The 12,943-nt window shown below is 49.4% G+C and carries 12 protein-coding genes and 2 pseudogenes; 8 read left to right on the plus strand and 6 right to left on the minus strand.

Going from position 1 to position 12,943, the window contains the following annotated elements; genetic code table 11:
* Window positions 1–81 precede the first annotated feature (81 nt).
* The 4 genes from proB to QOT07_RS04600 all read left to right on the plus strand — a co-directional run bounded on the left by proB (window position 82) and on the right by QOT07_RS04600 (window position 4,260).
* The gene (gene proB / locus QOT07_RS04585) at window positions 82–1,185 is read left to right on the plus strand and encodes a glutamate 5-kinase (protein ID WP_085115352.1); all 1,104 of its coding nucleotides are present in this window, start codon (window positions 82–84) and stop codon (window positions 1,183–1,185) included.
* Window positions 1,186–1,194: 9 nt separating this feature from the next.
* Window positions 1,195–2,448, plus strand: a complete 1,254-nt coding sequence (proA, locus tag QOT07_RS04590) for a glutamate-5-semialdehyde dehydrogenase (RefSeq protein ID WP_283602626.1) — start codon at window positions 1,195–1,197, stop codon at window positions 2,446–2,448.
* 443 nt (window positions 2,449–2,891) lie between these two features.
* Entirely contained in the window at window positions 2,892–3,779 is an 888-nt protein-coding gene (locus QOT07_RS04595) for a hypothetical protein (RefSeq protein ID WP_283602627.1), read from the plus strand.
* 235 nt (window positions 3,780–4,014) lie between these two features.
* Window positions 4,015–4,260, plus strand: a complete 246-nt coding sequence (locus tag QOT07_RS04600; RefSeq protein WP_283602628.1) for a hypothetical protein — start codon at window positions 4,015–4,017, stop codon at window positions 4,258–4,260.
* A 92-nt stretch (window positions 4,261–4,352) separates the two neighbouring features.
* On the opposite strand, the gene QOT07_RS04605 is transcribed toward QOT07_RS04600, so the two are convergent.
* Window positions 4,353–4,862: a peptidase M14 gene (locus tag QOT07_RS04605; RefSeq protein WP_283602629.1), complete on the minus strand. Its 510-nt coding sequence runs from the start codon at window positions 4,860–4,862 to the stop codon at window positions 4,353–4,355.
* Window positions 4,863–6,356: 1,494 nt separating this feature from the next.
* On the opposite strand from QOT07_RS04605, the pseudogene QOT07_RS04610 reads away from it, so the two are divergent.
* Together QOT07_RS04610 and QOT07_RS04615 are read left to right on the plus strand one after the other, a co-directional pair.
* Window positions 6,357–6,937: pseudogene (locus QOT07_RS04610) on the plus strand (tyrosine-type recombinase/integrase).
* A 235-nt stretch (window positions 6,938–7,172) separates the two neighbouring features.
* The gene (locus QOT07_RS04615) at window positions 7,173–7,877 is read left to right on the plus strand and encodes a DUF4145 domain-containing protein (protein WP_283602630.1); all 705 of its coding nucleotides are present in this window, start codon (window positions 7,173–7,175) and stop codon (window positions 7,875–7,877) included.
* Here QOT07_RS04615 and QOT07_RS04620 read toward each other — a convergent pair.
* Window positions 7,831–8,088: pseudogene (locus QOT07_RS04620) on the minus strand (hypothetical protein); the annotation flags it as partial. The gene QOT07_RS04615 and the pseudogene QOT07_RS04620 overlap by 47 nt on opposite strands.
* Before the next feature lie 222 nt (window positions 8,089–8,310).
* Window positions 8,311–8,559 (minus strand): helix-turn-helix domain-containing protein, encoded by a 249-nt coding sequence (locus tag QOT07_RS04625; protein WP_283602631.1) that lies wholly within the window; start codon window positions 8,557–8,559, stop codon window positions 8,311–8,313.
* 104 nt (window positions 8,560–8,663) lie between these two features.
* Between QOT07_RS04625 and QOT07_RS04630 the strand changes: the two genes are divergently transcribed.
* On the plus strand, window positions 8,664–8,888 hold the full coding sequence (locus tag QOT07_RS04630; RefSeq protein WP_176979062.1) for a helix-turn-helix domain-containing protein: 225 nt from the start codon (window positions 8,664–8,666) through the stop codon (window positions 8,886–8,888).
* A gap of 76 nt (window positions 8,889–8,964) precedes the next feature.
* On the opposite strand, the gene QOT07_RS04635 is transcribed toward QOT07_RS04630, so the two are convergent.
* From QOT07_RS04635 to QOT07_RS04645, 3 genes are all read right to left on the minus strand, one after another.
* Window positions 8,965–9,504: a hypothetical protein gene (locus QOT07_RS04635; protein ID WP_283602632.1), complete on the minus strand. Its 540-nt coding sequence runs from the start codon at window positions 9,502–9,504 to the stop codon at window positions 8,965–8,967.
* Window positions 9,505–9,886: 382 nt separating this feature from the next.
* Window positions 9,887–10,411: a cytochrome b561 gene (gene cybB / locus QOT07_RS04640; RefSeq protein WP_283604298.1), complete on the minus strand. Its 525-nt coding sequence runs from the start codon at window positions 10,409–10,411 to the stop codon at window positions 9,887–9,889.
* Window positions 10,412–10,528: 117 nt separating this feature from the next.
* Window positions 10,529–12,127: an ABC transporter substrate-binding protein gene (locus QOT07_RS04645; RefSeq protein ID WP_261251597.1), complete on the minus strand. Its 1,599-nt coding sequence runs from the start codon at window positions 12,125–12,127 to the stop codon at window positions 10,529–10,531.
* 304 nt (window positions 12,128–12,431) lie between these two features.
* Between QOT07_RS04645 and bhsA the strand changes: the two genes are divergently transcribed.
* Window positions 12,432–12,686, plus strand: coding sequence for a multiple stress resistance protein BhsA (bhsA, locus tag QOT07_RS04650; protein ID WP_099064910.1), 255 nt, complete (start codon window positions 12,432–12,434; stop codon window positions 12,684–12,686).
* Window positions 12,687–12,943: the final 257 nt, after the last annotated feature.

Consider the following 12,943-nt stretch of genomic DNA (forward strand, 5'->3'; position numbering starts at 1 on the left):
GTTGTGCCTGTTGGCATAACGCGTCTCTCCTGTTACAAAGTCCTTTGCACTATTCTTCTCATCTTACACGGCAGAAACACTATGAACGGCAGCCAGACACTGGTTGTGAAATTGGGCACCAGCGTGTTGACCGGCGGATCGCTGCGTCTTAACCGTGCCCATATTGTCGAACTGGTTCGCCAGTGCGCACAACAGCATGCAGCGGGTCACCGCATCGTTATCGTCACCTCTGGCGCGATTGCCGCCGGGCGCGAGCATTTGGGCTACCCCGAACTCCCCGCCACCATCGCCTCCAAGCAGTTGCTGGCGGCGGTCGGGCAGAGCCGGTTGATCCAACTGTGGGAGCAACTGTTCTCCATTTATGGCATCCACGTCGGGCAGATGTTGCTGACGCGCGCCGATCTGGAAGACCGCGAACGCTTCCTCAACGCGCGTGACACCATGACGGCGTTGCTGGACAACCGTATCGTGCCGGTAATCAATGAGAACGACGCGGTAGCGACCGCAGAAATCAAGGTGGGCGACAACGACAACCTGTCGGCATTGGCGGCGATCCTGGCCGGGGCCGATAAACTGTTGTTGCTGACCGATCAGCAGGGGCTGTACACCGCCGACCCACGTAATAACCCGCAGGCAGAGCTGATCCGTGAAGTGCACGGTATCGACGACGCACTGCGCGCCATCGCTGGCGACAGCGTTTCCGGCCTGGGTACCGGTGGAATGGGCACCAAGCTGCAAGCCGCCGACGTGGCCTGCCGCGCCGGTATCGACGTGATCATTGCGGCCGGCAGCAAACCGGGCGTAGTGAGTGACGTGATTGAAGGCAAACCGGTGGGCACCCGTTTCCACGCGCTGGAAACCCCATTGGAAAACCGCAAACGCTGGATCTTCGGCGCACCTCCGGCCGGTGAGATCACCGTCGACGACGGTGCGGTCGATGCCATTATGGCGCGCGGCAGTTCACTGCTGCCGAAGGGCATTCGCGAAGTCAAAGGCGATTTCTCCCGTGGGGAAGTGATCCGCATCCGCAACCTGACGGGGCGCGATCTGGCGCACGGCGTCAGCCGTTATAACAGCGACGCGATGCGCATGATTGCCGGTCACCACTCGCAGGAAATCAGCGAAATTCTCGGTTATGAATACGGCCCGGTGGCAGTACACCGCGACGATATGATTGTCAGCTAAGGAGTGAGCATGCTAGAGCAGATGGGGAAGGCCGCCAAGCAGGCTTCCTGGCAACTGGCGGTGCTGAGCACGGCGAAGAAAAACCAGGTGTTGTCGGTGATTGCCGACAAACTGGAAGCCGAAAGCGAAGTGATTTTACAGGCTAACGAACAGGACATGGAACAGGCACGCGCCAGCGGGATGACCGAAGCGTTGCTCGATCGCCTGTTGCTGACCCCGGCACGCCTGGCGGCGATCGCCAATGACGTGCGTCAGGTATGCCGCCTGAACGACCCGGTCGGCCACGTATTGGACGGCAGCCTGCTGGACAGTGGCTTGAAGCTGGAACGCCGTCGGGTACCGCTTGGCGTGATTGGCGTGATTTATGAAGCACGGCCGAACGTCACCATCGACGTCGCCAGCCTGTGCCTGAAAACCGGCAACGCGGTGATCCTGCGTGGCGGTAAAGAAACCCACCACACCAACCAGGCGACGGTGAAGGTGATCCAGCAGGCGCTGGAACAGTGTGGCCTGCCGGCAGCGGCGGTACAGGCGATTGAAAGCCCGGATCGCGCCCTGGTGAATGAACTGCTGCGCCTGGATCGCTACGTCGACATGCTGATCCCACGCGGTGGCGCGGGCCTGCACAAGCTGTGCCGCGAACAGTCGACCATTCCGGTGATCACCGGCGGTATCGGCGTTTGTCACACCTACGTGGATGACAGCGTCGATTTCGACAAAGCACTGACGGTGATCGAGAACGCCAAAATCCAACGCCCAAGCGCCTGTAACTCGCTGGAAACACTGCTGGTGAATCGCAACATCGCCGCAGAGTTCCTGCCAGCACTGAGCAGCAGAATGGCGGCGGTCGGCGTCACCCTGCACGCAGCGGAGAACGCCATGCCACTGCTGCAAGACGGCCCGGCAACGGTGGTAGCGGTAGCGGCGGAAGATTACGACGACGAATGGCTGTCGTTGGATTTGAACGTGGCGCTGGTGGATGACATCGATCAGGCCATCGACCATATCCGCACCCACGGCACCAGCCACTCCGACGCGATCCTCACCCGTTCACTGAGCAGCGCCGAGCACTTCGTGCGTGCGGTGGACTCAAGCGCAGTGTACGTCAACGCCAGCACCCGCTTCACCGACGGCGGCCAGTTCGGCCTGGGCGCAGAAGTAGCCGTCAGCACCCAGAAACTGCACGCCCGCGGCCCGATGGGTCTGGACGCACTGACCACCTATAAGTGGATCGGTTATGGTGATGATTTGGTTCGTAGCTAAGGTTTGGTACGAGGTTTAGGAAATGCAGGGGCGCAGTTCATTGGACTGTGCCATTTTTATTTGGGGATCTCAGCGGCGGAACCTTATCTGACAGTCGGCTTTGTGCCAAAATCGGAAGATCAGCTGTTAACTTTTTAGCATTAAATTGCGCGCTCTTTGGACGTTTAGATAATTCTGTCCATAAGTGAGAGGCTTTCGAATCTTACTGATACCGAGATATCTGATCGGCAGTTATGAGCGAGGAACAGAAAAACCAGGTAATTATTAACGAGCTGGTTATTGAGGATAATATCGTAGAAACCATTAAAAATTTGAGATTAGTACTCGCTTATCTAGATATTTCGTAAATCATCTAAAAAAATGGTGTCATGATAAAAATAAATACAAAAAATTATGAATTATCGCTAACGCAATATATTCATGACGTATAATTAGGATCTGATATGGATAAAAATAAATTAGTTAAATTTTCACTCATCGAAAACGCCCTAGATTCTATTGACCTAGGGTTAGAGTATTTTTACGATGCAAAGAAAGAGTTCACGCCGCGTAGATACAAACAATGTTTAATAAATATGTTTCATGGTTCGGAATTGATTTTAAAAGAAATATTGAGCAGAGTAAATATTATACTTATATTCGACAAAAACTCTTTATTCAAAATTTGCCAAGCCCCTCTTTCTCCTTCCGAGGATGAGTCATACAAATTAAAATCAATAGATATAAATAGTTTGTGCGATGAAGTTATGAAGCATTATCCGAATAGCTTTGAAGGAAAACTCAACATTGTCAAGGGATTAGCAAAAGAAAGGAACAAAATACAACATTTTGCAATCGAAATATCACCAGAGATATTATCAAAGTTACTATTAAGCCTTTATGTTGAAGTTTTCAAACCATCCTTTAAAATTATTTTATCTGAGCTTGATTACGTCAATCAATACAACTCATTGCTTGAAAAACAGATTATAAATGCTGAAAAGACATTTCTTAGAATACAAGGTGATACAGATAGCTATTTAGCTCTTTGTCCAAAGTGTGAGAACCATTCCCACTTTATATTGTACAAAGGTACTGGTTACCCTGTTGAAACTTATTGTATTTGCTGTGATTATAAAAATACAGATATTGACATGTCAAATTACCTGGAATGTCCTGAATGCGGATTTCCGTCTTTGATATTTGATGGAAACAATAATGCAGGAGTCTGCCTCAACGAAAGGTGTTACTATGGAAGGGAAGGTGGGTTCGTAGAAATGGAACCATGTAAAAAATGTGATGGTTTTATTATTGAGAGATCATGCCCAGAATGTGATAAGGAAACGGATTAAGTTTACTCGACTGCTGGCATTCTGATGCCTGCAGTTGCGCGATCTCTTTCTCAATTGCCTGCAAATCCCTATGGCGCTAACGAGCGCCAGTTACTGAATTGCTGGCACCCGTTACCGGTTATAATCCAGACTGCTTAACTGTGAATGAAGTAGTATCACAGAGATTTATTTTCCAGTCCGATCACCTTCTATTAAACCGCAGCTCCAGAAATAAAGAAGTTAGAGGAAAAAATAAATGATACTTAAAGAATTCTACGACACGTTTTCCGTGAAAATTTTGAAAGAGATGCATGAGAGCCCTGGTAGGGATTATGAGCATGACCGTAATTTAACTCAGCAACAAAAGGATGCTGCGCTAAATTTTCGGTGTCCATTGGCTTATTACGGTACTGATGTAGAAAAGGACTGGCCTGAACATGTTGATGCTATAGAGGAAGCCCTGTCAGCTAAAAATGTAACATTCATACCTATTGTCAAATAGCTGATACAGCAAGAGGCCGTTCTTTCGACCTTTTTTCTATTCCTCCCCACTTGAGCTTGGACGTTCAGGTTATTCTGTCCAAGTTATTGATCTTATTTACGCCAGAACTTCCACCATGGGCGTGATTTATTAACGCCTTGAAGTGCAGTTTTCTCCTGAAGGATTTCAGCACTCATCATACCCTGCAAAAGAGCGAATGCATCTCTTGCTGCATTGCGGTAGATATCTATATCTTCATTAGGCTTTCTGACGAGGATAAACTGGGAGACTTTCGATTGAGTATCAAAAGCTAACAATCGTATTTCCGGCGTTGATGTGATGGTCACAATATTATGCAGCCTCATATATTCAGCATAATCTTCGCTGCGGGGGTCACATGATTCGTACAGATATCTCTGCATAAGTAGTTGAGTAGTAGAGAGAAAATTAATGTATCGCTCAATCTTTTTGTCGATTTCTTTTAAACGCAGTTCCAGCACATTCTTTTTAATTTCATGTTGTTGCGTCAGCCTCAGTGTCAGCCATCCTCCCAAGATCGTAATCAGCGAACCAAGCCCGATTTTAACGGCATTATCAGTCACCTCTACCCATTCAACGGCCATCTGTTTCCCTTAGTTAACTGTAATTTAGGTTTTCAGTATAAATCCGGATTACATTGGACAAACAGCGTATTCTGTCCATTGCTGGCATTCTTCTCGCTGCAGCTGCGCGGCCACCGCCTTAATTGCAAGCAAATCCGCATGGCGCCAGCGGGCGTCGGTCGCTGAAATTCTGGCGCCCTCTGCAGGTAAATTCTCCTGAAACGCGATTGAAACGTGTTCTATACTGGCGAAACCTCACGCATGTCGTTAGGGGGGCGCTGGCAGTACCAGTCGTTCATCTCGCAATCCTCTGGGGGATTTTATGGGCGTTAACGAAAGTATTCTGCATCACCAGATAACACACGGCATTCTTGATAATGAAGCACAGATAGTGAGGGGGATCGCGCAGCTTGCTGTTGATAACGTGTTTATCTCGCTGTCAGGCAAGCAGCGCGCCGTCCTTGAGACAGCACTGCTCCGGCGTCACCGATCCGGGTGGTCATCACAATGACTGTGGTCAGACTCTTACGGGGGATGACCTACTTGCCGCTTATGAGCAGTCCGAAGAAAGCGAAAGCCTGAAGTGCGAAAGCTGCCGCAGTGAAAGCGGCTATTACGCGAACCAGTGGGAAAGACTCGAAAAATAATAGCACGCTGCACTTACAAGACCGCTTTTTCGGCCTTTTTAATAGCGATTTATTTTATTTTCATTAACACCATCTGTACCAATGTGTCCTATTTCGTTGGGGGGAAATAATTAAATAAAGGATAGTGGCATGTATCAGAAGACTATTGACTCACTTAAAAAGACGCAGGCCATAACTGCACATATAAAAGGTCTGTGAGATGTTTTTATTTCAACTGAAGATCCCAACCTGAAACAACTAATTGAGTTTGTTTATAGCTCGCTACAGTCTGCACATTCAAAAAAATAGGGGGGAAATTAACTCCCATACTCATATATACCTCACAAAATCCAATGATTAGAAGGCTGATCAATTACTGTAATCAGTTTATTCAGGTCGGGAAACCAGAATGGCAGGTGATGGCTGTGCGCAACGGCTGGACATCCCCTGCTAGCGCCTAATCATGGCTAAGCCGAACCCGTGTGAAGTATTCTGCTGGGTTACTTTTCCCTGCTCAGAAAAATCCGGGTAGCGCCGTTCTGTTACCCAGATTCCCCCTCTAACTAAATCCTTTCCCTTCCTGGACGTTCCGCGTTTTATCTCCAGTTATCCCGCCTTATCCTTTGTTTATGTGGATAGACCATATCTGGTGTCCCTGTGCCAGCCACTACCGTATTGATAGCCCTCACACCGCGCAAATCGTGCTTTATAGCCTGGACGAAAGAGCACATTCGGAAATAATGTCCAGTGACGGCGTCAGGCAGATCGGAATTAATCATATTTACGTTATTGCGTAACTTCAAACCGCGTGGTTTCTAAAAATTTATGTCAGCTGTTCGCTCTTGAGGGACCACCATACTCAAATCTCCACATGGCAGGATATTTGAGTATGAACACGTCACTGTGGAACAAAGATCGTATCATCGGAAAAAAAGACCGCTTCAGATATCTCATGTCTGGGGGATTCGAGTCAGACTTGAACTGGAAGGTAAAACGCGCGATCTGGCTCTATTCAACATGGCTTTGGATAGTAAGCTACGGGGCTGTGATCTGGTAAAACTTAAAGTATCAGATGTTGCATGTGGTGGTTCTGTTTCAAGCAGAACAACGGTGTTGCAACAGAAAATCGGTAGCCCTGTCCAATTTGAGATAATCAAAGGGACAAGAGAAGCTGTAGCTTGGCAATTTGCACAGTAAAGACTTCCTGTTCCGGTCGGTACTTGCCAACACATATCAACCCGGCAATACAACCGAATTTTTCAGGGGTGGATAGCAAAGCTTGGTCTCTAAGATTCTCTTTACAGCACGCATTCCATGAGAAGAACAAAACCTTACTTGATCTACAAGAAAACAAAGAATCTCAGAGTGATCCAACTCCTTCTGGGCCACAAGAAACTGGAAAGTACAGTTCGGTATCTGGGCATTAAAGTCGATGATGCGATGGAGATATCTGAATCGATCGAGATTTGAGGTTATTAGGGCTGCGACAGCAGCCCTGTGCCCATAGCCGTCGTTGCTAAGATCAGTATGTGCTCATCAACGGGATGCAGGTCAAAACCACTGCATAAAGCGGGCAGGAGTGGTGGGGAAATGAGTGCGCGCTCAAGCTGGTTAAATAGTATTTGAAGCTTCATAATAGAGCTGAAAAAACGTTGTTCGAGTACCAATAGTGGAACTCTTTTACTGGGGTGAGGAATATATACCGATGGCAATGTATGTAGATAACTGTCCAAGATGTGACACGCAAAACACAGCTTTTGATGTCCACGGGGCTAACCATTTTGGTAGTTATAAAGAGTTTGCAAAGCCAGATGTTCCCGCATATGAATTTTATTGCGTGTGTCGAGAATGCCACAAGACAACGATTTTCCTTGGAATTAGCATAGACAAACATCAAGAACTTCATATGGTCAATTGGGGCATGGCTATGTTCGGGTTGAAAGATGTAGCAAAGGTATTACGACCAATTTCGCCTGCGGATCTGAGCATCGGTGAACCACCTGAGTTTTTACCGCAAGAAATCAATGACGCTTATGAAGAAGGGGCAAAATGCCTTGCAATTGGTTGCAATAATGCGGCTGGAACAATGTTTAGACTTTGTATTGATTATGCAACAAAAGGACTTGTCCCTGACGGTGATGGTGGGCCAGCAGCGAAAATAAAGAGAAGCTTGGGACTAAGAATGGAGTGGTTATTTGATAATCAAATCCTGCCGGCAGCTCTCAGAGAACTAGCTGAGTGCGTGAAAGATGATGGGAATGATGGTGCTCATGAAGGGATTCTAGATAAGACCGCAGCAGAAGACCTTGAGGAGTTCACATACTTGTTTCTGGAGCGGCTATACACAGAACCTCAGCGCCTTGCTAAAGCCAAGGTAAGACGTGAAGAGAGAAGAAATAAAGGAGCCTGATTTTACTCAGCATCAAACGGTAAGAATCGAAAGTTAAAACTTCTTTATCTGGGCAGTAATTAAGCCCCTGCAGCCATTTTTGTAGAGGCATCATTTCATTGCGAACAAAGACTCGACTGGTCTTTTCGACATCCCTAAACCAACCAACATTATTAGGCATAATCCCCATCATCTGAGGTGGCACGCGATGAGCTGCCATCATGTTATCCCGGTGACCTGCTCCCATTAGATTAATACACAGCAGTGCTTGTTAAGCCATCTTCTGTGGTAGGTAAAATATGCTCTTCGCTCATAGCTACCGAAGCCCTGTGAAGGATGCAGCCCAACTATAAGGTAGGAGCGTCTACCGATGTGGGATCAGCCCACCAATGCCTAGGGAGTGTCTAATTTACCCGTGGCGATTCGATACACATTGATATTGGCTCTACCCTATCTAACACAATGAATGAACCCGTCCACCAATTCGTTCCATAACCGCCCCAGCATCAACCCCAAGTAGCCGGGCGATCAAAGCAAACTCCACCACATCCAGCTTACGCTCGCCGTTCTCAACTTTGGCGATAAACGACTGAGGGCGACCTAGCGCTTCGGCCAGCTTGGCCTGAGTGATGCCTTTTTCTATACGAGCATCCCGAAGTATTTTTATAACTAATTGATACTCGGTTGAATAAACTGAAGTCATGGCGTTTTCCACGAGTGATATCCCAAAATCGAATATCTGCCATTGCTGCGATTATCCCAAAACAGGATAATTAAGTCATCAGATAACCAGGAGGATTAAGCATGATGGATAAACGTGACTGGCACCCGGCGGACGTGATTGCTGCTTTAAAGAAGAAGGGGACAACGTTGTCAGCAGTATCCAGAGAGGCGGGGCTGGCTTCCTCGACGCTGGGCAATGCCTTGGCGCGGCATTGGCCGAAGGGGGAGCGACTGATTGGCGAGGCTTTGAATCTGCCACCGGCGGAAATATGGCCTTCAAGATACTCTGAACCTGTGGGTGAGTCGTAATTGAACAACGTTTTAAAATTTGGGGCCAGGGCAGTAAACCACCCGAAGCCCCCAGTATTACCCATCAATATCCCCGTTATTTCTTAACCATAAGATGTTTGCGTTGTTCTTTAGTCATCGCCTTGTTTGAGCTGGAAATAACGCAGTTATATTCTTTCCCTTTATTTATGATCATAAAGGTGCTGACCGGGTTTTTAAAATCTTTGTCGATGGTGAAATAAACATAGTCCTGTGGTAACACATTGGGTTTAAAGGCACCAAACGCATAAACCCCTTCGATGCCGAGTGGGGATAAATCAACCGTCAACTCTAGCGGTTGGGTAGCCATCGGGGATGGCAGCATCGATTTCGCCGACATCATCATCGAGCTGGGGTTAACGGTGTATTCGCTGGTGACTTTCATCCCGACATACTTGGAAGTCGGCATAGAAAGCTCTTTCATACAGGCCGCGTCGTGCTTGGGCGCGGGACTACCATTTTCTTGCACGGCGTGCACGTGCTCCAGGGTAACCGTCTCTTTGCCGGTCATCGGTTGTTTGCTGTCTGCTGCGTGCGCCATGCCCGCCATTGCGATGGCGGCAACCGTAGGTAAAATAACGCCAGTCATTATTTTCATTACTTTGCTCCTGACTTTTAGTTTGGAAAAGTAATATTAACTTTCCCGTGTGTGTAGCCGATGGAATTTAATTAATGAAATCATGGGTGCACCGCATCGCCTTGTGTAACCACAGGTCATGACAGAGCTCTCCTGAAAAATAACTGGCGTTTTTTAAGATGAATATAATGAGTGGTTAATAATATTGGTTGCGGATCTTCGTCAGCCCGTGGGCTTATAATTTGTATGAATAACCTTAGTCAATAAACGGAATAGATACAACTCGCCGGATGCAAATTTATTTTTAATCGCCATAAACTATAAAAACAATAAGCCAATGGATTATATCTATTGGCCTATATATACATGCTTATTATTACACTGTGGGTATTGTCACCTTTAGCTAAGGCTTTTTCAGCCATGGCAGCATACGCACCAGCGCATTGTCCTTCATGAGGTAGTGATGGAACAGCGCCGCTGCGGCATGTAGCCCAATCAGCCAATAGCCGAAGGCTGCCAGCGTCTTGTGCCAGCCGATAATCATCCGCGCCTGTGGTCGGTCGGCGACTTCGGCAAAGGGCATCGGCAGGCCAAACAGAAACCACTCTTTACCACCCAGATAGCGGGAATAAACGCCCAGCACCGGTAGCGTCAGCAGCAGCAGATAAATCAGGCTGTGCACCAGATGGGCCGCGCCGGTTTGCCATTTAGCCGGTTTCGGGTTGATGGCGGGGCTGGTGTGGCGCCAGCGCAGGAACAGGCGGGCGATCATCAATACAAATACTGTCACGCCACAGCTGAAGTGGGTCACCACCAGCACGTACCACAGCGGGGTGCCTGGCACGCTAAAGCCTCTCAGCTCAATCGTCGTACAGGTTACGACCAACAGGATCGCCACCAGCCAGTGCAGGCGGATCTGCATCGGCATATAAGAGTTCTGCACCGGGTTGCCTTTGAATGTTAAATCACAGTGCTGATGAGAGTAACCAAATGTTACAAGAGAGGAAAGCGCCGGATGTGAATATCATCCGGCGCTTGGTGTTACTCAATCGACCTTGGCTTTGGCGAAGTCACTACCGTTAACGTCAACCACATAGCCACTGACGTTGCTGCGGGTGGCGTAGAACACCTTGCCGTTAGCCAATGGCAGCAGTGGCACCTGTTTGGCAAAGATCACCTGCGCCTGCTGATAAAGCTTGGCGCGTTCGGCCGGGGCACTGACCAAAATTGCCTGATGGATCAGTTTGTCATAGCTGCTGTCGCACCAGCGGGACACGTTGGCACCGGTCTGTACGCCAGCGCAGTTGAGCAGCGTGGCGAAGTTGTCCGGGTCGCCGTTATCCGACATCCAGCCATACAGCGCGCTTTGCTGTTCCCCTTTACGCAGCCCGGCCAGGTATTGGCCCCATTCCCAGGTGACGATTTTGGCTTTCACGCCCACTTTCGCCCAGTCGCTCTGGATCATCTCGGCGATGCGTCGTGAGTTAGGGTTGTAAGGCCGCGCCACTGGCATTGACCAGATGTCGGTCTCAAAGCCTTTTTCCAGCCCGGCCTGCTTGAGCAGTTCACGCGCTTTCTCCGGGTTATAAGCGTATTCCGGCAGCTTGTCGTTATAGCCCAACATGCCCGGCGGCAGGATCGAGTTGGCCGTGGTGCCACTTTCCTTGAACACCGCCGCGACGATGGCCTTTTTATCCACCGCATAGCTCAGAGCCTGACGCACCAGCACATTATCAAACGGCTTCTTCTGGGTATTGAACGCCAGATAGCCGACGTTCAGGCCATTGATATCGTGCAGTTGCAGGTTTTTGTCGCTCTTGATGGCGTCAAACTGTTCCGCCAGCGGGGCAGGGATGATCTGGCACTCGTTGGTTTTCAGCTTGGCCAGCCGGGTTTGCGGGTTCGGCGTGATGGAGAAGATCAGGTGCTTGCTGGCCACCTCGCCCTGCCAGTAATGTGGGTTGGCGATGTAGCGGATCAGTGAATCCTGTTTGTACTGTTGCAGCGCGAACGGGCCGGTGCCGATCGGCCAGTTGTCGACATACTCCGGCGTGCCTTTTTTCAGCATGGCGTCGGCATATTCGGCAGAAAGGATCGAAGCGAAGTCCATGGTCCAGTCTGCCAGGAACGCGGCGTTAGGCTGGCTGAGGGTAAAGCGCACGTGGTCGTTATCCACCGCTTCCACTTTGGTGATCAGCTTGTCCAGCCCGGTATCGGTAAAGTACTCGTAGTTGCCGCCGGACACCTTGTGATACGGATTATTGGCATCTTTTTGACGCATCACGGTGAACACCACGTCCTCGGCGTTAAAGTCACGCGTTGGGGTGAAGTACTTGTTGCTGTTGAATTTCACGCCCTTGCGCAGCGTAAAGGTGTAGGTCTTGCCGTCCGGGCTGATGGTCCACTCGGTCGCCAGTGAGGGAGCGGGGGTTTTATCGCTTTCACGCAGCGTCAACAGGCGGTTATACAGCACCTGCGAGGTGGCGATAAAGGTGGTGCCGGAGCTGGAAAGCTGCGGGTTGAAAGACTCCGGTGAGGCCACGGTGCAGTAGACCAGGGTATCGCTGGCGGCCAGGGCATTGCCCGCCGTCAACAGGCCGGTTCCCGCCAATAACAGACCCACAGTGCTTGGTTTTAAACGCATAAAATGGATGGCTCCCTCAGGTTGAATGAGGACACTGCCGCCGCTGTGGCATTCAGGCAGCCCTCAGTTTAAATATAAGTGATTGATAGAGGATATGGGAACTGGTGCTTGATGATTGATCGAGTCGTCAGGTTAACACCGCCGTCAGTTTAGCCAGGGAAATTGTATGCTTAGGTAAATAACCCCGGTTTTTCGGCTGTCTGACAAAAATGTTATCAGCGGGTCATTTTGGGGTCAGTAACCCCCATTTAGAATCACCTCACCAGGCAGAACCGGGTCTGGTCAATCCAACGAGGTGGTTATTATGAAAGCAACTAAATATGTTATGGCGGCTTTACTCCTGGCTGTGGCTTCAACCAGCAGCTTTGCGGCCAGCAGCGTCAGCTCTGAGCAGGGGCTGACCAAAATCGGCGTGGTATCCGCCAGCGGCGCGCTGACACTCTCCGGTCTGGAGAACAAATTGGCGAAAAAAGCCGACGAGGCAGGGGCCAGTTCCTACCGCATTATTGCCGCCAGCGGGGGCAACAAACTGCACGGCGTGGCGGTGATTTACCAATAATGGTTGCGACATTGCGTTCAATCGGGGCGGTACTCGCCACTGCCGCCCCAACAACCCCGTTTTTAGGCTTCTTTCCCTCTCCTTAACGGCGTTATTGCCGCCACATTCTCTCTTTGTTCGTTCCTCCCTTGCGGTATGAGCAGGTTATTCTATATTCATGAAAATGATAATAAGTGTTATTATCATTTTCATTTGTAACTGAATCGAAACATCTTCCGTGCTGCGGTTGCTCAGTCAAGTGGCCCACGCCGTCTCGT

It is taken from the genome of Serratia proteamaculans, assembly GCF_949794035.1.
Taxonomy (GTDB): domain Bacteria; phylum Pseudomonadota; class Gammaproteobacteria; order Enterobacterales; family Enterobacteriaceae; genus Serratia; species Serratia proteamaculans.

What these genes read in the sequence shown, in the direction of transcription:
- bhsA (WP_099064910.1), top strand. Translation starts at nt 12,432, where the DNA reads ATGAAAGCAACTAAATATGTTATGGCGGCTTTACTCCTGGCTGTGGCT.
- QOT07_RS04605 (WP_283602629.1), bottom strand. Translation starts at nt 4,862, where the DNA reads ATGGCCGTTGAATGGGTAGAGGTGACTGATAATGCCGTTAAAATCGGG.
- QOT07_RS04600 (WP_283602628.1), top strand. Translation starts at nt 4,015, where the DNA reads ATGATACTTAAAGAATTCTACGACACGTTTTCCGTGAAAATTTTGAAA.
- cybB (WP_283604298.1), bottom strand. Translation starts at nt 10,411, where the DNA reads ATGCCGATGCAGATCCGCCTGCACTGGCTGGTGGCGATCCTGTTGGTC.
- QOT07_RS04635 (WP_283602632.1), bottom strand. Translation starts at nt 9,504, where the DNA reads ATGAAAATAATGACTGGCGTTATTTTACCTACGGTTGCCGCCATCGCA.
- QOT07_RS04625 (WP_283602631.1), bottom strand. Translation starts at nt 8,559, where the DNA reads ATGACTTCAGTTTATTCAACCGAGTATCAATTAGTTATAAAAATACTT.
- QOT07_RS04645 (WP_261251597.1), bottom strand. Translation starts at nt 12,127, where the DNA reads ATGCGTTTAAAACCAAGCACTGTGGGTCTGTTATTGGCGGGAACCGGC.
- proA (WP_283602626.1), top strand. Translation starts at nt 1,195, where the DNA reads ATGCTAGAGCAGATGGGGAAGGCCGCCAAGCAGGCTTCCTGGCAACTG.
- QOT07_RS04615 (WP_283602630.1), top strand. Translation starts at nt 7,173, where the DNA reads ATGGCAATGTATGTAGATAACTGTCCAAGATGTGACACGCAAAACACA.
- proB (WP_085115352.1), top strand. Translation starts at nt 82, where the DNA reads ATGAACGGCAGCCAGACACTGGTTGTGAAATTGGGCACCAGCGTGTTG.
- QOT07_RS04595 (WP_283602627.1), top strand. Translation starts at nt 2,892, where the DNA reads ATGGATAAAAATAAATTAGTTAAATTTTCACTCATCGAAAACGCCCTA.
- QOT07_RS04630 (WP_176979062.1), top strand. Translation starts at nt 8,664, where the DNA reads ATGGATAAACGTGACTGGCACCCGGCGGACGTGATTGCTGCTTTAAAG.